The following is an 18,840-nucleotide window of genomic DNA, read 5'->3' on the forward strand; positions in this document are numbered from 1 at the left end:
CCGCACGCTACCCGAGGGATCGCCACCGCCACCGGGCTGCGGCGCACTCGGCGGTCGGGAGGCCCGATGGTGCAACCGGAACAGAGCATGCGCCCGACGCTGCTCGGCGTCCGGGTCCCCCGCATCGAGGACGACCGCTTGGTCACCGGGCGCGGCCGGTACATCGCCGACGTCGTCCTGCCCGGCATGGTCGAGGCCGCGTTCGTCCGCAGCGACGTGCCGCATGCGCGGGTGCGCGGTGTCGACACTGCGGCCGCGCTGGATTCCCCTGGGGTGCACGCGGCGTTCTCCGGTGCGGATCTCGACGTTCGCGCCGTTCCGGACCTGATGCCGTGGGTGCGCGGCGTGCAGCACTTCCCGTTGGCGCGCGACCGGGTGCGCTTCGTCGGCTGCCCGCTGGCGGTGGTCGTCGCCGACGACCGCTATCTCGCCGAGGACGCCGCCGAACTGGTCGACGCCGACCTCGAACCGCTGCCCGCCGTCGACACCGCCGAGGACGCCCTCGCTGAGGACGCACCGCTGCTCTACCCGGAGTGGGGCGACAACCTCCTGCTGTCGATGCCCGCCCCGGAGAATCCCGCCGTGGACGAGGCGTTCGAGCGGCTGCGCACGATCAGCGGCACTTACACCACGCATCGCCACGCCGCCGTGCCCATGGAACCCCGCGGCGTCGTCGCCGAGTACCGCGACGACCGGCTGACGGTGTGGACCTCCACCCAGGCCGCCTTCATCGTGCGGTCGATGCTCTCCCGAGTGTTGGACCTGGCGGAACGCGACATCCGGGTGATCACGCCCGACGTCGGCGGCGGATTCGGGCAGAAGAACGAGGTCTACCCCGAGGACTACGTGATCCCGTGGCTGGCGATGCGGCTGCGCCGCCCGGTGCGCTGGCTCGAAGACCGCCACGAACACCTGATCACCGCCTGCCACGCCCGCGACATGCGCATCGAGCTGTCCGCCGCCGTCCGCGACGACGGCACCATCGCGGCGCTGCGTGGCCGGGTCCGCACCGATCTGGGTTCCGGCGAGGTGTTCCCCGGCGGGTTCGGCCCCAGCCTGGTCGCCGTCGGATCGCTGTGCGGGCCGTACCGGATTCCGCACCAGTGCGTGGCGGTGCAGGGCGTGGTCACCAACAAGACGCCGCTCGGCGCCTATCGCGGTTTCGGCATGCCGGAGGGCACCTTCGCCATCGAGCGGCTGGTCGACAAGATCGGCCGCGAACTGGGTATCGATCCGGTCGAGCTGCGCCGCCGGATGATCCTCGAGCCGCACGAGCTCCCCTACGAGACCGCCGCAGGTGCGCGGCTGGACTCCGGCAGCCATCGCGCGGCCTTCGACCGCGCCGTCGAGATCGGCGAGCGGTTGCTTGCCGCCGAACGGGAACGCGCCGAGCCCGGCACGCGCCTCGGCGTCGGCTACGCCACCTACATCGAAGGCGTTGCCGCCAGCGCGTTCTCGATCACCGGCACCTGGAGCGGGCAGGATTCCGCGGACGTGCGCTTCGACGCCGACGGCGGCGTCACCGCTGCGGTGGGCGTCTCGGCCATGGGCCAGGGCGCGCACACCACGGTCGCCACCCTCGTCGCCGAGGAGCTAGCCCTGCCGATCGAGCAGGTGCGGGTCGTGATGGGCGACACCGACACCGCCCCGTTCGGCCTGGGCAGCTGGGCCAGCCGCGGCGCCGTCGTCGCCGGCGGCGCGATCGCGCAGGCGGCGGAAGTGTTGCGGCGCAAGGGAACCGAGATCGCCGCGCACCTGCTGGAAGCCGCGCCGGAAGACCTGGAGCTCGCCGACGGCGGATTCCAGGTGCGCGGCAGCCCCGGCAGCTCGGTGCCCTGGGCGCGAGTGGCTCGGGTGGCGCTGACCCGCACCTTCGAGCTGCCGCCGGGCGTGGCACCCGGGCTCGACGCGCGCGCCAGCTACGAGCCGCCCGGGATGGACCACGTGCCGCGTCCCGACGGGAAGATGAACGCCTCGACCACCTACACCAACGCCTCGCACGCCGCGGTCGTCGCGGTCGATCCCGCCACCGGCGAGGTGCGGGTGGTGCGGTACGCGGTCGTGCACGACTGCGGGCGCGTGATCAACCCGCTGACCGTCGCCGGGCAGATCCACGGCGGCGTCGCGCAGGGCATCGGCGGCACGCTCTACGAGCAGCTGCCCTACGAGGACGGCCAGCCGCTGGCCACCACGTTCATGGAGTACCTGTTGCCCACCGCCTGCGAGATCCCCGACATCGCGACCGAGGAGATGTGCAGCCCGGCACCCGAAACCCCGTTCGGGATCAAGGGCGTCGGCGAGGCGGGCATCATCGGCCCGCCGGCCGCGATCGTGCGCGCCGTGGAGCACGCCCTGGAACCGCTCGGGGTGGCCGACATCGACACCACGCCGCTGACGCCCTCGGTGGTGCGGCGGCTGATCGAGGAGGCCGCATCGTGAAGCCGCCGCCGTTCGACTACGTCCGCCCCGGCAGCCTCGGCGAAGCGGTGCGGCTGCTCGCCGCCGACGAGGACGCGAAGGCCCTCGCCGGCGGGCAGAGCCTGCTGCCGATGATGAACTTCCGGCTCGCCCGCCCGAGCGTCCTGGTCGACATCGGCCGCCTGCCCGAGCTGACCGAACTGCGCCGCGACGACGGCGTCCTGGTCATCGGGGCGGGCGTGCGGCAGCGTGCCGCCGAGACCTCGCCGCTGGTGCGGCAGGTCTGCCCGTTGCTCGGGCAAGCGCTGCGCCACGTCGGCCACCACCAGATCCGCTCCCGCGGCACCATCGGCGGTTCTCTGGCGCACGCGGATCCGGCGGCGGAGCTGTGCGCGGCCGCGTGCGCCCTGGACGCCGAGATCGTGGTGACGGGCACCGACGGCCGGCGCACCGTTGCCGCCGCCGAGCTGTTCGTCGCGCCGTACCAGACCTCGCTGGCCGCCGACGAGATCCTCACCGAGGTTCGGCTGCCGATCCGCGACGCCCGCCACGGCTTCGCCGAGATCGCCCGCCGGGCCGGGGATTTCGCCATCGCCGGTGTGGCCGCGGCCCTGGAATTCGACGGCGGCACCGTGACCCGCGCACGACTGGCCGGTCTCGGCATCGGCGGCACGGTGCGGCGGCTGCCCGAGGCCGAAGAGGTCCTGCGTGGGCGGGCGCTCGACGGCGATGCGATCGGTGCCGCGGCACGCGCCGCCGCCGATTCCGCCACGCCGCCCGACGACCTCCACGCCGATCCGGAAACTCGTCGCGCCGCACTGCGCGCGGCGGCACAGCGAGCCCTGGAGCAGGTGGCGCATGACTGACGTCCCGGCCGCGAACCGCGAGATCGCGCTCACCGTCAACGGTCGCGAGGTCCGCCGCCTCGTGCCGGTGCGCCGCCTGCTGGTGGACTTCCTGCGCGACGACCTCGGCCACACCGGCACCCACGCCGGCTGCGAGCACGGCATCTGCGGCGCGTGCACGGTCCTCATCGACGGCGAGCCCGCGCGTTCGTGCATCACGCTCACCGTGCAGGCCGACGGCGCCGAGGTGACCACGGTGGAAGGCCTCACCCCTGACGGTGGCTTGAGCCCGATGCAGCAGGCGTTCAAGGACTGCCACGGGCTCCAGTGCGGTTTCTGCACGCCGGGGTTCATCACGACGCTGTCCGCGGCCGACCCCGGCGAGCACCCCGACGACGCGGCCGTCCGCGAGCTGCTGTCCGGGAACATCTGCCGCTGCACCGGCTATCAACACATCGTCGACGCCGTCAACGAGGCCTGGGGCCGGGGTTAGAGCTTGTTATAGGGGCTGTTCGAGAACTCGTTTGCGTAGTGGTGGCTCCTCCGTTGGCTGGTGCGAGGTGAACGGCCCATTCGTCCCGATAGACGAGGCGAACAGGCCATTCGCTTCACCGCATTGAAGGCACAAGCCGCCCTACCACGACGCCGCACCACCACATCCCAAACAGGCTCATAGCAGCCCGATTCAGAGCGATTCGAGGAACGCGAGCGCGACCGACCACGCCTCCGTGGTGGCCTGTGCGTCGTAGTCCGGCAGCTCCGGGTCGGTGAACAGGTGCCCGGCGCCCGGGTACTGGAAGATCTCGACGTCCGCCCCGGCGCGCCGCATCTGCAGGTACCAGGAGTTCAGCCAGTCGGCCGTCTCGAACGGGTCGGGGTCGGCGACGTGCAGCTGCACGGGCAGGTCGTCGACGGCCGCGTTCTCGGCGATGTCCGAGGTGCCGTGCAGGAGCAGCAGGCCACGGGCCTTCTCGTCGGCCAGCGCGAGGTTCTGCGAGATGGCCGCGCCCAACGACAACCCGGCGTACACCAGGCCCTTGTCGCTGAGCGGGGCCGCCGCCTGCACGGCGCGGCGCAGCAGCTCGTCCCGGCCGATCTCCTCCGTGATGCGCATGCCGTCCTCGACCGTCTCCGCGGTCCGACCGTCGAACAGGTCGGGGACGTGCACCTCGTGACCGGCCACGCGCAGCCGTTCGGCGGCGGCGTGCACGGCGGGTCGCAGGCCGAACGCGGAATGAAGCAACAGGATGTCCACGAGGGACATCCAATCAGCCCACCGCGACCGGGGCCCGGGACGGGCACCGCCGCCAAATCATTGCAATACTCATTGACACAGTCGTTAATGTCATCGATCCTGATACCTGTTACTCGCGGTATCAGGTATTGCCCGGGTAACGCGAGACACCGCCGTCACCGTCGCAGGGAGCGCCCATGACCGGCAGCATCGCCCGGGACCACGGAACGCCGCCGCAGTCCGACCGCGCCGAGTTCGCGGACCGGCTGCTGCGCTCCTCGGAGATCCTCTCCTACGACCCGGTCCAGAAGGTGGACTGGGAGACGCCGCTGGACACGAGCTACCACGGCACGAGCCCCGAGTGGAGCACGCTGTACGGCACGTCCTACTGGCAGGAGATGACGCCGGAGCAGCAGCGCGAGCTGACGCGCCAGGAGGCCGCGTCGGTAGCGAGCACCGGCATCTGGTTCGAGATGATCCTGCAGCAGATGGTGCTGCGGGACTTCTACGCGAAGGACCCGACCGACCCCGCCTTCCAGTGGGCGCTCACCGAGATCGCCGACGAGTGCCGGCACTCGATCATGTTCGCGCGCGGCGCCGCGAAGCTGCGCGCCCCGGCGTACCGGCCGACCCGGTTGGTGGTGGAGCTCGGCCGCGTGTTCAAGACCGTCGCCTTCGGCGAGGCCGCCTACGCGGCGATCCTGGTCGCCGAGGAGGTCCTGGACGTCATGCAGCGGGACTGGATGCGCGACGAGCGGGTCGTGCCGTTCGTCCGGACGGTGAACAACATCCACGTCGTCGAGGAATCGCGGCACATGAAGTTCGCCCGCGAGGAGACCAAGACCCGGCTGGCGGGCGCGGGCCGGCTGCGGCGGCAGATCACCGCGGTCGTGGTCGCCGGCGCGTCGTACTTCATCGTCACCAGCATGTGGAACCGCAAGGTGTACGAGAACGCCGGGCTCGACCCGAAGCGGGCCATCCGCGAGGCGAAGGCGAACGAGCACCACAAGTCCATGCTGCGCTCCAGCTGCGCCGGCCTGATGGAGTTCCTCAACTCCGCCGGCCTGCTCACCAAGGCCTCGCAGTGGTTCTACAAGCGCGCGAACCTGATCTGAGCCCATGGCGTACGCGATCACCCAGACCTGCTGCAACGACGCGACCTGCGTGAAGGTCTGCCCGGTCAACTGCATCCACCCGACGCCGGACGAGCCGGACTTCGGCACCACCGAGATGCTCTACATCGACCCCGCCTCCTGCATCGACTGCGGCGCCTGCGCCGATGCCTGCCCGGTCGAGGCGATCTTCCCGGTGGAACACCTGACCGCGCCGCTGCAGGCGTACGCCGAGGTCAACGCCGCCTACTACGCGGGCGTGGAGCCCACCGCGGAGACGACCGATCCGGCGCCGAACTTCCACCACTGGGGGCCGCCGGTGTTCGGCCGCGCCATCCCCAGTGACTTCGCGCCGCTGGACGTCGCGGTCGTGGGCACCGGCCCCGCGGGCATGTACGCGGTGGAGGACCTGCTCCTGCGCACCAACTCCCGGGTCACGCTGATCGACCGGCTGCCCGTCGCGGGCGGGCTCGTGCGTTACGGCGTCGCACCCGACCACCCGTCGACGAAGAAGATCGGCGAGACCTTCGGCCGCTTCCACACCCACCCGCGACTGCGGCTGCGGCTGGGCGTCGAGGTCGGCAGGGACGTCACGGCCGACGAGCTCGCCGCCCGGCACGACGCGGTGATCTACGCCGTCGGCGCCTCCTCGGCGCGCCGGCTCGACATCCCCGGCGAGGACCTGCCCGGCAGCGTCGCCGCCACCACCCTCGTGGGCTGGTACAACAGGCACCCGGACGTCCCGGCCGACGCGATCGACCTCTCGGCGGAGCGGGTGGTCGTGGTGGGCAACGGCAACGTCGCGCTCGACGTGGCCAGGATCCTGACCGCGGATCCGGCGGCCCTGGAAGGCACCACCATCTCCCCCGCCGCGCTGGCGCAGCTCCGGTCGAGCAAGGTCCGCGAGGTCGTGCTCCTCGGCCGCCGCGGCCCCGAATCCGCCGCGTACACGACGCCGGAGCTGCTCGCGCTCACCCAGCTCGACGACGTCGAACTCGTCGTGGACGGCCACGACGCGCAGATCGAGGCGGCCATCGAGGCGGCACCCGTCGACGGCAAGGCGAGCCTGCTCCGGGGGCTCGCGCGCGAGGCCGTCGACTGGTCCGCGCCGCCCCGGCACGGGCGCCGCCGCATCGTGCTCCGCTTCAACTCCGCACCAGTGGAGATCAGCGGTGACACGCAGGTGCGCGCGCTGCGCGTCACGGGTCGCACCGGCGACGCGGAGATCACCGCCGGTCAGGTCGTGCGGGCGATCGGCTACCGGGGCACGGAGCTGCCCGGCCTGCCCTTCGACGAGGCCACCGGCACCATCCCGCACGCGGACGGCCGGGTGGACGGTCGGCCAGGGACCTACGTCGTGGGCTGGATCAAGCGCGGACCCAGCGGCGGCATCGGCGCCAACCGGACGTGCGCCCGGGAAACGGTCGACGCGCTGCTCGACGACGCCATCGCGGGCCGCCTCCCGGCATCGCGCTGACGGCGGCCTCGCCGGGCCCGCGGCACGGGCTTGCCCCGCCCTGCCGCGGGTCCGGCGAACTCCCGGGGCTCGTAGAATTCGAGGGCAACGCTAGTCGCAAAAGGTGAAGCAGCGATGTCCCCGAATCTGGGCTCGGCCCAGCAGCAGCACTGGCAAGCGGCCTACCAGGACCACCCCCACATGTACGGGGACATGCCCTCGGAACCCGCCCGCTACGCCGCCGAGCTGTTCCGCGCCCGCGGCGCGCGTTCCGTGCTCGAACTCGGCGCCGGTCACGGGCGCGACGCCATGCACTTCGCGCGCGCCGGTTTCACCGTGCACGCCACCGACTTCAGCCCCGTCGGCCTGCAGCAGCTGGCCCAGGACGCCGAACGGGAGGGGCTCGCCGAGCGGGTCACCACCGCCGTCCACGATGCGCGCGAGCCGCTGCCGCTGGCGGATGGCAGCGTCGACGCCGTGTTCGCGCACATGCTGCTGTGCATGGCACTGTCCACAGCGGACATTCGTGCACTGGTCGGCGAGATCGCGCGGGTCCTGCGGCCCGGCGGCACCCTCGTCTACACCGTCCGCCACACCGGCGACGCGCACTGGGGCGCCGGAATCTCGCATGGCGACGACATCTACGAGCACGGCGGTTTCGCGGTGCACTTCTTCGACCGGGCCCTCGTGGACGACCTCGCCACCGGCTGGCGCCTCGACGAGGTCCACGCGTTCGAAGAGGGCGAACTACCCCGACGGCTGTGGCGCGTCACCCAGACCCGCCCGTCGAGTCCTCAGTAGACGGAGCACTTACGAGCGGCGGCGGGGCTTCCCGCGCTTCGCGCCCTTTGGCGCGCCGGAACGCGGCTGCCGGTTGCCACCGGTCGGCTTGCGGGTGGTGGCCTTCTTGCCGTCGCCTTCGGGGCGCTTGCGCTTCGCCTGCGCCGGAGCCGGTGGGCGTCCGCGCGTGCTGTTGACGGTCCGACCGCGGACGATCCCGATGAACTGCTCCATCAGGTCGGTGGTCTCGTCCTCCAGCCACGACAGCGCGACGCGCGACTGCGGCACGCCGGCGATCGGCCGGTAGGTGAGGTCCCGGCGGTGGTGCAGCCGGGCGAGCGACTGCGGGACGATGAGCAGCCCCACGCCGGCGGCCACCAGCTGGATGGCGTCCGCGGTCGTGGCCGGGCGCTCCATCGCCGGGCGGCCGGGCGGCCGCTCCCAGTCGAGGGTGTCGTCGAGCGGGTGCAGCACGAGCTCGTCGGCGAGGTCGTCGACGGACACCTCCTCGACCGTGGTCGCGACGTGGTCCTTCGGCACCACGACCACCGTCGTCTCGGTGTAGAGCGGGATCGCGTGCAGGCCCTCCCGGTCCGTCGGCAGCCGGAGGAGGACCGCGTCGGCGTCACCGGCCCGCACCAGGCCGACGGCTTCGGCGGCGGTCACCTGCACGAGGTGCAGCGGGACCTCGGGCGACCGCTCGTGCCAGGTCCGCGCCCACTTGCCGGGCGTCACCCCCGGTACGTAAGCGAGCGTGAACGAGGGTTGTCCGTCCGAGCCTGTCACGTGGCCAGGCTACCGGGCGTCGTCGCAGGTAGTGCGCACCCGGTCGATACCCTTGAGAACATGACGTCGCAGAAGACCCCCCAGACGATGAAGCCCGCGACCGCGGCGAAGAAGCTGAACGTGTACCTCCAGGCCACCCCCGCGGAGTTCCAGGAGGGTGTCGTCTCGCGCGACGAGTTGAACACCCTGCAGACCAGCCCGCCGGAGTGGCTGCGCGAGCTGCGCCGCAACGGGCCCCACCCGCGGCAGGTCGTCGCGGCGAAGCTGGGCGTCTCCATCGGCGGCCTCGCGCGCGGCGGGGTCACCGAGGCGCTCACCACGGAGCAGATCGAGGCGTTGAAGGCGGACGACCCCGAGTGGCTCCAGCAGGAGCGCGCCACCCAGGCGGAGGTCCGTAAGGAAACGGCGCGCATCAAGGAGAAGGAGGCCGACCGCCGCCAGCGACGCCCCTGACGAGAGCACCGGCGCCGCCGGCGGGGGTCGGGCGGCGCATCCGCAGTCTCACCAGCCGCGGGCACCGTCCCACTGCTCGCGCAGGACGTCCGCGTGGCGGGCGACGGATCGATCGACCGGCTGACGGAGATCCCGGAAGTCCTGGAGTCGCACCACGTGGTCGGCGACGACTGCTGGATCTTCAAGGTGGCGGTGCCGGACGTCGGCCGCCTGGAGGAGATCCCCGGGTCGATGAACGCGCTACCACCTCGGTGGTCCTGTCCTCCCCGGTGACCGGGAACAAGCTCCCGATCCCCGGCGGACCGGGCAGGACATCGGCGGCGGCTCGGCCGGCCCGGCGCCGGGCCGGCCGAGCCGCCGCGATCACGCGGTCGGGGCTCCGGCGACGCGGCGCTCCCCGCCGTTGCGCGCCTGCCATTCCCGGTAGACGTCGACGGCGGCGTCGCGCGGGTCGTAGGTCATCGGCAGGCGGCGCTCGTCCCAGTTCTTGGCGAACTCGCCGTAGAACGTAGCCAGCTCGAAGTACTTGCGGTCGTCCACGTAGTGCGGCTCGTAGTCGTCACGGGTGGTGAGGAAGACAACCTCGTCGGGACTGCAGTAGTACAGCGACCCCAGGCACATCGGGCACGGGTGCGCCAGGACGTAGATGGTGGCGCCGGTCAGGTGCTCGGTGCCGAGCTTCGTGCAGGCCTCGCGGATGGCGAGGATCTCGGCGTGCGCGGTGGGGTCGCCGGTCTGGGCCACCTTGTTGGGGCTTTCCGCGACGATCTGGCCGTCCTTGACGATCACCGTCGCGAACGGGCGGCCGCCCTCGGCGACGTTCTGCCGCGCGAGGTCGATGGTGCGTTGTGCGAAGTCCACGGGATTCCTTACTCCGGTTGCGCTGGTTCGGGTCCGCCTCAGAACGGCTTGGTCGGCAGGTACTTGCCGTCGAGGGTGATCACCGCACGCTCGCCGCCCTCGGGGTCGGTGACCTTCTTGACGTCCAGCCGGAAGTTGATGGCGCTGATGATGCCGTCGCCGAACTGCTCGTGGACCAGGGCCTTCAGCGTGGTGCCGTAGACCTGGAGCATCTCGTAGAAGCGGTAGATGGTCGGGTCGGTCGGGATACCGCCGTCGATGGAGCCGCGGGTCGGGATGGTCTGCAGCAGCATCTCGGCGTCGTCGTCGAGGCCCAGCAGTTCGGTGACGGCCTTGGCCGACGCCGCAGGCAGGGCGTGCTGGCCGAGGACGGCGGCCGTGACGAAGGCCGGCGACAGGCCGGCGGCCTCGGCGATCTGCTGCCAGGTCAGGTTCTTGCGGGTCTTGGCCTCCACGGCGGCCACGGCCACGGCCTGGCGGGCGGTGGGGTCGAACTGGGCGTGCGGCATGGGATGTGTTTCCTTTCGGCTGGCCGCCGCGCGCTGCGGCGGCATTTTTTGGGGGGCGTGGGACCGGGTCAGGCGACTTGGGGTCGGGGGTCGCCCGCGTCGAGCTCGTCGACGGTGCCGGTCGGGATGTCGAAGATCCAGCCGTGCATTCGCACGGTGCCCTTCGCGAGGGCCCGCGCCACCGACGGATGCGTGGCGAGGTTCGCCAGTTGCGCGGCGACGTTGTCGCGGACCAGCGCGCCCACCGCATCGCGATCACCGGGTGCGGTGCGGCCGGAGGCGGAGTCCGCGTGGCGCAGCCAGTCGGCGATGGCGGGCATGCCGGTCAGGTCGTGGCCCTCGGCGATGGCCGTCATCGCGCCGCAGGCGGAGTGCCCGCACACGACGATGTCGGACACGCCCAGGACTGCGACGGCGTACTCGATGCTCGCGGTGACGCCGTCCGCGCCCGGGGCGTAGGCGGGCACCAGGTTGCCCGCGGTCCTGATGACGAACAGCTCGCCCGGCTCCTGCTGGGTGATCAGCTCGGGGACAACTCGCGCGTCCGAGCAGCCGATGAACAGCGTTCTCGGCCGATGGACGGCACCAAGGCGGGCGAACAGGTCCGCCTTGACCGGGAAGACCTCTTCCTGGAAGCGGTGGATTCCCTCGGCGAGGTGGTGCATGCCCACTCTCCTTCCGGACTTCTTCGGGGACCGACCACACAACCGTGCACCAGCTGGGACAATAGTGTCCAAGTCGCAATTCACATGATCACGATTGTTCTCATCTATAGTCGTTGGCATGCCCCTTGAGCTGCGCCATCTGCGCTACCTGCTCGCGGTCGCCGAGCACGCCAACTTCACCCGCGCCGCCGAGGACCTGCACATCTCCCAGCCGACGCTGTCCCAGCAGATCAAACAGCTGGAGAAGTCGCTGGGCGTGCAACTGCTCGACCGCACGGGCCGCACCGTGCGGCTGACCGACGCGGGCGCGACCTACGCCGACCACGCCCGGCGGGCGCTGCGCGACCTGGCCGCGGGCCGGCGCGCGGTTCTGGACGTCCAGGACCTCACCCGCGGCCACCTGCGCCTGGCGATGACGCCGACCTTCACGGCCTACCTGATCGGGCCGCTCGCGGGCGAATTCCACGACCGACACCCGGGAATCCGGCTGGACGTCCGGGAGATGACGCAGGACCGGATCGAAGCCGCCCTGCTCGCCGACGAACTCGACCTCGGCATCGCCTTCGCCGGCGCGCACCTGCCGGGCATCGAGAGCACCGCGCTGTTCGCCGAATCCCTCAGCCTCGTCGTGGGCCCCGGCCATCCGCACGCCGGGCGAACCCGGCCGCTGCCGGTCGCCGAAGCGGCGCAGCTCCAGCTAGCCCTGCTCAGCCAGGACTTCGCCACCAGGGGCCACATCGACGCCTACTTCGCGCAGCACCGGGCGCAGATGCCGATCGCGGTCGAGACCAACACGATCACGGCGCTGACCGAGATCATCCAACGCACCGCGCTGGCGACCGTGCTGCCGGATGCCATCACGCGGGAACACGCCCACCTGCACCCGATTCCGCTCGACCCCGGTCTCCCCAGCCGCACCGTCAGCATCCTGCGCCGCGAGAACGCCTACCTCAGCGCGGCAGCCCGAGCCCTCATCCGGCTGACGCACCGCTGGGCTCAGACTTAGGCGCCGTTTCAGGACGGGACGCGGGCACCTTTGAGGCCTGACGCCTGGACCGCAGGGCGCCGTTTTCGCGCGAAAACGGCGTTCCGTGTGAGGGCGAGACGACGTTTTTCGCGCGAAAACGGCGTTCGTCAGCCGTCCGGCGCATTCGGGACGAAGCCTGCCCCGGGCCTTCTGAGACGCACCCTCAGCCCGCACCCGCACCCGCACCCGCACCCGCACCCGCCAGAAATCATCTACTTAGGACTTTATGTGCGGCGAAGGCGGTTTTCCTTTTGTTCGGGGCCTTCCGGCTTACCTGGGCGCCTGGATCGCGGCCTCGACCGCCCGGTCGATCCGGTCCGCGATCTCGGTCGGCTCGGGGCGTCCGGCGTCCAGCCAGGCCATGATGGCCTCCAGGCACACGGCGGTGGCCAGCTGCGCGGCCCAGTCTGCAAACGGCTCGGCGGCGATCTCTCCGGTCAGCCGCATGCGCACCTCGTCCACCATGGCCGCGCGAACGTCGACCTCCGCGCGGAATTCCGGTTCCCTGGCGGCGTGGCGGAACGGCAGCCGGAGTCCGGCGGGCTCGGCATCGGCCCACCGGAGCAGCGCGTGTGCGCTCGCCCGGCCGACCTCCACGTCGGCGGCCGTGGGCGGCCTGGCCATCGCGCGCTCCAGCACGGCGCGGTACAGGTCGGTCTTGGACTCGAAGTGCCGCTACAGGATCATCCGGCTGATGCCGGCTCGCGCTACGCCCGCGAAGACTTCGAGATCGGCGGCGTCACGATCCACGACGGGGAGGCGGTGCTGTCGACACGACGCTCGCCAACTTCGACGACACGGCCTTCGGCGTAACTCGCGCGCGCAATCCGCACGTGGCGTTCGCCCACGGCCCGTGGCACAGCATCGGCGCGCCGCTGGCCCGGATCGAGCTGCGGACGGTGTTCGCGCCGCTGCTCCCCCGGTTCCCAGCCCTGCGGCGGGCCGTGCCCGTCGAGGACGACCAGCACGCTGGTGGAGTTGCCGGTGACCTGGTGACGCGGGCACCAGGTCAGTGCGTTCAGGCCTTCTTGTCTCGCCGGGCGCATTCCGCGGCCACGGCACGCATCTCCTCGCGGTAGCGCTGGGCGAGGTTCCAGCGCCGGGATTCGAGGGCGATGTTCATGTGGTGCTCGGCGCGTCGGGCTCGGTCGTCGAGTTCGGTCTCGGTGCACTTGTGCAAAATCATCTGGCTACTCGGGAAATCGTCGTCTTCGCCGGTCACGCGGCGACCAGAGCGGATTCGATGTCGACGGCGGCCTGCACCGCGTCGAGGTGCGTGCGGTAGACGGTGCGGGCGTGTTCCGGACCGGGGTTGGCCCGGGTGCCTTCCTGATCGCAGATCCAGGTGCCCATGAACAGGTTCCGGTAGACGTGGGGCCGCTGACGGGGGGAATGCGGATCGAGCGTGCGGACTGCCGGTCGTTCGGTGGCGGATCGGGGGGTGCGCATGGTCTTCTTTCCTGAGGGGTATCTGTTCGGTACGGATCCCAGCTTGGCCCGCGAGGCCCCCGGGGGAACACGGGAGTTCTACGTAGTGACTACCTAAATCCGGGACCTTTGCCTCTGTCCGGGCCGCCGCTTCCCGGCCGGCGAGCGCGCACCGCGGAAGCGCACGGGCTCCAGAGTCCGAACGAGTAGGCTCGAACCGGAACCAATGCCATGGCTGAGCAATCGGGGGCCGACATGGCGACCAGCGACGGAAAACGGATCGAGCTGCAGCGCCGCACGATCGCCGAGCACATCGACGCGGAGAACGCCCACGACTGGTCCCGGGTGTACGGCACCTTCATCCAGGACGAGCACGCCTTCTACGACGTCGTCCCGCTGAGCACGCGGTACGCGGGGTTCGAAGGCGTCCAGGACTTCTACCAGATCCTGGAGACCGCCGTACCGGACTTCCGCGTCACCGTGAACGCCGAGTACGACATGCCCGGATCGTCGGTGCGCGAGGTGACGGTCAGCGGAACGCACCAGGGCGAGTACTGCGGCGTCCCGCCGACCGGCCAACTGGTCTCGTTCGAGCTGGCGGCGTTCTACCTGTTCCGCACGGATGACGCCGCGAAGCTGCTCGCGGAGCGGATCTACTTCGACAACGAGACCGTGCTGCGCCAGATGCGCGGCGAGGAGAACGCGCCGATCGGCATCGGCCTGACCCCGGCCTGATCCACTTCGGCCACTCACTACTCAGGCTCCGGGCGTCATATCCTGGCGACGTGATCGACTCGTGCTCGGCTGCTGATGATGCCGGAGTTGCAACGGCCGCGGCAGGTGCCGGCGCGGACGTGGTGCGCAGCATGTACGGCCGCCGGCTCTCCCGCATCGACAAGGGCGCCGGCGACTTCGCCACCGCCGCCGATGTGGCGGCCGAGAAGGCGATCCTCGCCGTCATCCGGGCCGCGCGGCCCGAGGATGCGGTGCTCGGCGAGGAAGGCGGGCAGCGCGGATCGGCCGCCGCCGCGCGCCAGTGGTTGGTGGATCCCTTGTGCGGCACGCTGAACTACGCCGTCGGCACCAAGGTGGTGGCCGTCAACGTCGCGCTGCGCAACGGCGCGGCGGCGGTCGCCGATCCCTTCGGCGGCGAGGTCTTCGCCACCGACGGTGCGACCGCCTGGGTGCGGCGCGACGGGGTCGATGCGCCGCTGGCGCCCACGCCGACCAGCCGGCTGGTGGACGTCAACCTGGATCCGCCGTTTCCGGGCGCGCCCGGATTCCGGGCCGTGGACCTGCTGGCCCACCCTGGATTCGTCGAGCGCTTCCGGCCGCGGGTCGTGTCCACGACGTTGGCTCTCGCGTGGGTCGCGGCGGGCAAGCGCGCCGCGTACGTCACCGATGGCGACGCCCTGTGCGGGAGCGTGCACTTCGCCGCGGGCATCGCCTTGTGCCGCGCCGCCGGCTGCGTGGTCACCGGGATCGACGGCGTCCCGATCGCGGAGACGAGCCGCGGGCTCGTGGCGGCCGCCGACGCGGAAACCCACGAGCTGCTGATGTCGATGATCCGCAACCGGATCTAACGCCGCGTCCGAGGAAGTCGGCCGGGCAACCACCACCGCAAAGCCGCGCGACTTCGCGAGAAATCAACCGCCACCGGCTCGAACGCACCGCGCCGATCACCGGGCGTGATGCCTGCCGTCCTCCGGGGATGGCGCGATCTCCCGCGGGATCGGCACCGCCCCGGGTGCGGATGCCCGCCAGGCGGCCTCTTCCGACTTGTGCTGGGCCGCGACCCACGCCGCGATCTGGGCGCGCGAGCCGAAGTCGAGCTTGGTGAGGATGTGCTCGACGTGCGCCTCCGCGGTGCGCTGGCTGATCACCAGGTTCGCCGCGATCTCCTTGTTGGACATGCCCCGGGCGACGGCTTCGGCGACCTGGACCTCGCGCCGGGTCAGCGGCCCGCCCGACCGGTCCCCGGCCTGCGGTGCCGCGGTCGGCGCCGGCGCCGACCGGGCCTTGCCCCGCACCACCATCGGGAGGCTCCGCTCCAGCCGCAGCTTCGCGGTTTCCGCGGCCAGCTTGTCGAAGGCGCTGCCCCCGAGCGCCGCGCGCGCTTCGGCTTCGGCCCGGCTCCGGTAGTCGATCAGCTGCTGCGAACCCAGCAGCGGAATCCCGACCAGCGGCCAGATCCGCCCGAGGACGCCGAACAGCCTGGCGGCCTGGTCGTGCTCGCCCAGCGACACGTGCGACCACGCCAGGACCTCCACCGCCACCCCGAGCCCGAACAGGTCGTTGAAGCGGGCCTTGATGCCGATGCCCTCCCGGAGATCCGCGACGGCGGCCTGCACGTCGCCCCGCATCCAGCGCGCGAGACCGCGCACCACGAGCGACCAGGAGCGGGTCCACAGCTCGCCGGCCTCCGACGTGATCCGCAGGCATTCCTCGGCGTGCTCGATCGCGCGCTCGCCGTCGCCCTGCAGGCACGCCACCAGACCCGCCTGCACCAGCGACATGACCATCGGGCTGGTGATCTCCTCGCGCGTGCGGTGCCGCTCCCACGCCTGCGCGCAGAGCTCGTGGGCCTGCTCCAGCTCGCCTTCGGCCAACGCGGCGACGCCGCGCAGGTGCATGCCGAAGGACGCCAGGCTGGGATCGTCGAGCTCCTCGGCGATCGCGATGCACCGCTCGGCCGTGGCCCGTCCCCAGGCCACGTCGCCCTGGTGCGAGGCCAGCCAGCTGCAGACCCACAGATCGGTGCCCCGGGCCGCGGTCGGCCTCGCATCCAACGCCAGCAGCCGGTCGAGCCACTGCCGTCCTTCGGCGATGAGACCGCAGGCCGTCCAGTAGAACCACAGATCTCCGGCCAGGCGGAGCCCGGCCTGCACGTGCTCGGGCTTCGACGCGCAGAACTCCATGGCCGCCCGCAGGTTGTCGTGCTCGGCGGTGATGCGGGCGCGCCATTCGAGCTGGTGCGGGCCGAACCACCCGCGGGCGGCGCCTTCGGCCAGGCCGAGATACCAGTCCCGGTGCCGCAGGCGGAGCCGGGCCCGCTCCTCCTCGTCCTGCAGGCTCTGGCCGTACTCGCGGACGGTCGACAGCAGCTGGTAGCGGGTGCCGGCGGCGCGATCGCCGGCCGGGCTCGCGGTGCGGATCAGGATCGACTTGTCGATCAGCGACGCGATCAGGTCCAGCACGCGATCCGGGGTGAGACCGTCGCCGCTGCAGACGTGCTCTGCGGCCGTCAGGTCCATGCCGCCGGCGAAGACCGACATCCGCGCCCACAGCATGCGTTCTTCGGCCGAGCACAGCTCGTAGCTCCAGTCCATGGTCGCCTGCAGCGTCTGGTGCCGCGGCGTGTGGGTGCCGCTGGAGAGCAGCCGGAAGCGGTCACCGATCCGCGACCGCAGTTCGTCCAGGGACAGGAACCGGGTCCGGGCCGCCGCCAGTTCGATCGCCAGCGGGATCCCGTCGAGCGCCCGGCACAACTCGGCGACGGTGCCCTCCTGGCCCGCTGTGCACCGGAAGCCCGCGGCCGAGGCGCGGTCGATGAACAACCGCAACGAGTTGGACGTGTCCACACCGGTGTCGACATCCGCCGGTCCGGGCACCGGCAGCGTCGGCACGACGAGGACGTGTTCGCCGTAGACGTCGAGCGGCTGCCGGCTCGTGGCCAGGATCCGCAGCCCGGGCGCGGCGTCGAGCAGCACGGCGCAGGCCTTGACGCAGCCGTCCAGCACCTGCTCGCAGTTGTCCAGCACGATCAGGACGTCCTTGTCCCGGACGTATTCGGCGAGCACGGCGTCCACGCCCCGGGACGACCAGTCCTGGATGCCGAGCGTCTGGGCGATGGTGTGCACCACCAGGTCGTCGTCGCGCACCTCGGCCAGCTCGACCAGCCACACGCCGTCCCGGTAGGCGCGGCCCAGTTGCGCGGCGACCCGCAGGACCAGCCTGGTCTTCCCGACTCCACCGACGCCGGTCAGCGTCACCAACCGGGAGCGCGACAGGAGTTCTCGCACATCGGCGCATTCCTGCCGACGGCCCACGAAACTCGTCCGCTCGGCGGGGAGGTTGCCCACCAGCCTTCGCGACGTTCGACTGGCCATTTCGGCCCCACAACGAAGTAGCGGCACCGGGCGCGCAGCGCGCCGGCCTTCTTCACCAGCCAGCCTACGGCGGGTGCGCCCCAGAATGCGAGCGATGCACCTGAGCTCCCGCGCTGCGAGGCCGGTGCGGGAGCGTGCGGACAGGCCGCGGATGCCGGACGGACCCGTCGTCCGGGCGTTCTCGGGCGTCGGTCGACATTGGACCGCCGAGCGCTCGCGGTCGCCGCTGCCCTGTTAGCCTTCCCCGGTGTCGGACGCAGGACGTAATCGGGGACGAAGGGGCCAGGACCAGCGCGGGGGCGGCCGTTCCCGAGGGCTCCGGGTCAGCACCCGGAACGCGCTTTTCCAGCAGTGGCAAGCATTGTTGTCGAACCGCTCGAAGCGGCAGCGTTCCGGCGAGTTCCTGATCCACGGCGTCCGGCCGATCACGCTGGCGGTCGAGCAGGGCTGGCCGCTGCGCAACCTCCTGTACCCGTCGGGCCGGAAGCTGTCCACCTGGGCCCGGCGGCTGATCGACGAATGCGATGCGACCGCCGTGGAGGTGCACCCGGATCTGCTCTGGGAACTCGGCGAACGCGAGTCCGAGGCGCCGGAGCTGATCGCGGTCGCCGAGCTGCCCGCCGACGACCTCGACCGGCTGCCGGTCGGGCAGGACTTCCTCGGGTTGGTCTTCGATCGGCCCACCAGCCCCGGGAACATCGGCACCCTGGCCCGCTCCGCGGACGCCTTCGGCGCCGGCGGCCTGATCGTCAGCGGGCACGCCGCGGACGTCTACGACCCGAAGTCGGTGCGCGCCAGCACGGGCTCGCTCTTCTCGGTTCCCGCGGTCCGGGTGCCCTCGCCGCAGGACGTGCTCGACTGGGTCGACGGGCACCGGCGGCGCGGCGTGCCGATCGCGGTCGTGGGCACCGACGAGCACGGCACGGCCGAGATCACCGAGTACGACTTCACCCGGCCCGTGCTGCTGGTGATCGGCAATGAGACGTCCGGGATGAGCGCGACCTGGCGCGACCTGTGCGACGACGTCGTCCGGGTGCCGATCGGAGGCGTCGCGAGCTCGCTCAATGCGGCCTCGGCGGGGACGGTGGTGCTGTACGAGGCCGCTCGGCAGCGCGGCTTCCCCGCGGCCGGCTGATCGCTCGGCCCCTCCTCGCAGC

At 71.5% G+C, this 18,840-nt stretch carries 22 protein-coding genes; 12 read left to right on the plus strand and 10 right to left on the minus strand.

The window, feature by feature from the left end; all coding sequences use genetic code 11:
* The first annotated feature begins 66 nt into the window (after window positions 1-66).
* The 3 genes from BLW84_RS11415 to BLW84_RS11425 are packed head-to-tail and all read left to right on the plus strand — an operon-like array spanning window position 67 to window position 3,756.
* Complete coding sequence (locus BLW84_RS11415; RefSeq protein WP_093264738.1) at window positions 67-2,439, plus strand: xanthine dehydrogenase family protein molybdopterin-binding subunit; 2,373 nt, start codon at window positions 67-69, stop codon at window positions 2,437-2,439.
* A complete protein-coding gene (locus BLW84_RS11420; protein ID WP_093264741.1) occupies window positions 2,436-3,284 on the plus strand; it encodes an FAD binding domain-containing protein in 849 nt (282 codons plus the stop codon). Before BLW84_RS11415 ends, BLW84_RS11420 begins: the two co-directional genes overlap by 4 nt.
* Entirely contained in the window at window positions 3,277-3,756 is a 480-nt protein-coding gene (locus BLW84_RS11425) for a (2Fe-2S)-binding protein (RefSeq protein ID WP_093264744.1), read from the plus strand. The genes BLW84_RS11420 and BLW84_RS11425 overlap by 8 nt, the downstream gene beginning before the upstream one ends.
* A 192-nt stretch (window positions 3,757-3,948) precedes the next feature.
* Here the strand turns inward: BLW84_RS11425 and BLW84_RS11430 are convergent, their stop codons facing one another.
* On the minus strand, window positions 3,949-4,527 hold the full coding sequence (locus BLW84_RS11430) for a dienelactone hydrolase family protein (RefSeq protein WP_093264746.1): 579 nt from the start codon (window positions 4,525-4,527) through the stop codon (window positions 3,949-3,951).
* A gap of 167 nt (window positions 4,528-4,694) precedes the next feature.
* Between BLW84_RS11430 and BLW84_RS11435 the strand changes: the two genes are divergently transcribed.
* The 3 genes from BLW84_RS11435 (at window position 4,695) to BLW84_RS11445 (ending at window position 7,866) form a co-directional block, all read left to right on the plus strand.
* The gene (locus BLW84_RS11435) at window positions 4,695-5,612 is read left to right on the plus strand and encodes an AurF N-oxygenase family protein (protein ID WP_093264749.1); all 918 of its coding nucleotides are present in this window, start codon (window positions 4,695-4,697) and stop codon (window positions 5,610-5,612) included.
* A 4-nt stretch (window positions 5,613-5,616) separates the two neighbouring features.
* Entirely contained in the window at window positions 5,617-7,086 is a 1,470-nt protein-coding gene (locus tag BLW84_RS11440) for an FAD-dependent oxidoreductase (RefSeq protein ID WP_093264751.1), read from the plus strand.
* A 114-nt stretch (window positions 7,087-7,200) separates the two neighbouring features.
* Window positions 7,201-7,866: a class I SAM-dependent methyltransferase gene (locus BLW84_RS11445; protein ID WP_093264754.1), complete on the plus strand. Its 666-nt coding sequence runs from the start codon at window positions 7,201-7,203 to the stop codon at window positions 7,864-7,866.
* Between the two features lie 9 nt (window positions 7,867-7,875).
* Here the strand turns inward: BLW84_RS11445 and BLW84_RS11450 are convergent, their stop codons facing one another.
* Entirely contained in the window at window positions 7,876-8,631 is a 756-nt protein-coding gene (locus BLW84_RS11450; RefSeq protein WP_093264757.1) for a LysR family transcriptional regulator substrate-binding protein, read from the minus strand.
* 60 nt (window positions 8,632-8,691) lie between these two features.
* Here BLW84_RS11450 and BLW84_RS11455 point away from each other — a divergent pair, with 60 nt between their 5' ends.
* The gene (locus tag BLW84_RS11455; RefSeq protein WP_093264759.1) at window positions 8,692-9,084 is read left to right on the plus strand and encodes a DUF5997 family protein; all 393 of its coding nucleotides are present in this window, start codon (window positions 8,692-8,694) and stop codon (window positions 9,082-9,084) included.
* Window positions 9,085-9,177: 93 nt separating this feature from the next.
* Window positions 9,178-9,357 carry an Lrp/AsnC ligand binding domain-containing protein gene (locus BLW84_RS11460; protein WP_218157280.1) on the plus strand — a complete coding sequence of 60 codons (180 nt, stop codon included), beginning with the start codon at window positions 9,178-9,180 and terminating at the stop codon, window positions 9,355-9,357.
* 90 nt (window positions 9,358-9,447) lie between these two features.
* Here BLW84_RS11460 and BLW84_RS11465 read toward each other — a convergent pair whose 3' ends face one another.
* The 3 genes from BLW84_RS11465 to BLW84_RS11475 form a co-directional block, all read right to left on the minus strand.
* Window positions 9,448-9,945: a nucleoside deaminase gene (locus BLW84_RS11465; protein WP_093264761.1), complete on the minus strand. Its 498-nt coding sequence runs from the start codon at window positions 9,943-9,945 to the stop codon at window positions 9,448-9,450.
* 38 nt (window positions 9,946-9,983) lie between these two features.
* Entirely contained in the window at window positions 9,984-10,454 is a 471-nt protein-coding gene (cynS, locus tag BLW84_RS11470) for a cyanase (protein WP_093264763.1), read from the minus strand.
* Between the two features lie 68 nt (window positions 10,455-10,522).
* The gene (locus tag BLW84_RS11475) at window positions 10,523-11,119 is read right to left on the minus strand and encodes a carbonic anhydrase (protein WP_093264765.1); all 597 of its coding nucleotides are present in this window, start codon (window positions 11,117-11,119) and stop codon (window positions 10,523-10,525) included.
* A gap of 118 nt (window positions 11,120-11,237) precedes the next feature.
* Between BLW84_RS11475 and cynR the strand changes: the two genes are divergently transcribed.
* Window positions 11,238-12,125 (plus strand): transcriptional regulator CynR, encoded by an 888-nt coding sequence (gene cynR, locus BLW84_RS11480; protein WP_093264768.1) that lies wholly within the window; start codon window positions 11,238-11,240, stop codon window positions 12,123-12,125.
* 291 nt (window positions 12,126-12,416) lie between these two features.
* On the opposite strand, the gene BLW84_RS11485 is transcribed toward cynR, so the two are convergent.
* The 4 genes from BLW84_RS11485 to BLW84_RS11500 form a co-directional block, all read right to left on the minus strand.
* Window positions 12,417-12,770, minus strand: coding sequence for a hypothetical protein (locus BLW84_RS11485; protein ID WP_093264771.1), 354 nt, complete (start codon window positions 12,768-12,770; stop codon window positions 12,417-12,419).
* Between the two features lie 83 nt (window positions 12,771-12,853).
* Complete coding sequence (locus BLW84_RS11490; protein ID WP_143060925.1) at window positions 12,854-13,114, minus strand: hypothetical protein; 261 nt, start codon at window positions 13,112-13,114, stop codon at window positions 12,854-12,856.
* Between the two features lie 50 nt (window positions 13,115-13,164).
* On the minus strand, window positions 13,165-13,332 hold the full coding sequence (locus BLW84_RS47395; protein ID WP_177226404.1) for a hypothetical protein: 168 nt from the start codon (window positions 13,330-13,332) through the stop codon (window positions 13,165-13,167).
* Between the two features lie 32 nt (window positions 13,333-13,364).
* Window positions 13,365-13,595, minus strand: coding sequence for a hypothetical protein (locus BLW84_RS11500; protein WP_093264778.1), 231 nt, complete (start codon window positions 13,593-13,595; stop codon window positions 13,365-13,367).
* A gap of 210 nt (window positions 13,596-13,805) precedes the next feature.
* Here BLW84_RS11500 and BLW84_RS11505 point away from each other — a divergent pair, with 210 nt between their 5' ends.
* Window positions 13,806-14,309 carry an ester cyclase gene (locus tag BLW84_RS11505; protein WP_245761074.1) on the plus strand — a complete coding sequence of 168 codons (504 nt, stop codon included), beginning with the start codon at window positions 13,806-13,808 and terminating at the stop codon, window positions 14,307-14,309.
* A 50-nt stretch (window positions 14,310-14,359) separates the two neighbouring features.
* Window positions 14,360-15,157 carry an inositol monophosphatase family protein gene (locus BLW84_RS11510; RefSeq protein ID WP_093264780.1) on the plus strand — a complete coding sequence of 266 codons (798 nt, stop codon included), beginning with the start codon at window positions 14,360-14,362 and terminating at the stop codon, window positions 15,155-15,157.
* A 96-nt stretch (window positions 15,158-15,253) separates the two neighbouring features.
* On the opposite strand, the gene BLW84_RS11515 is transcribed toward BLW84_RS11510, so the two are convergent.
* Window positions 15,254-17,683 carry an ATP-binding protein gene (locus BLW84_RS11515; RefSeq protein ID WP_093264783.1) on the minus strand — a complete coding sequence of 810 codons (2,430 nt, stop codon included), beginning with the start codon at window positions 17,681-17,683 and terminating at the stop codon, window positions 15,254-15,256.
* Window positions 17,684-17,930: 247 nt separating this feature from the next.
* On the opposite strand from BLW84_RS11515, the gene BLW84_RS11520 reads away from it, so the two are divergent.
* Window positions 17,931-18,818 (plus strand): RNA methyltransferase, encoded by an 888-nt coding sequence (locus tag BLW84_RS11520; protein WP_093264786.1) that lies wholly within the window; start codon window positions 17,931-17,933, stop codon window positions 18,816-18,818.
* Window positions 18,819-18,840: the final 22 nt, after the last annotated feature.

Origin of the sequence: Saccharopolyspora shandongensis, from assembly GCF_900106995.1 — a bacterium.
GTDB lineage: Bacteria > Actinomycetota > Actinomycetes > Mycobacteriales > Pseudonocardiaceae > Saccharopolyspora > Saccharopolyspora shandongensis.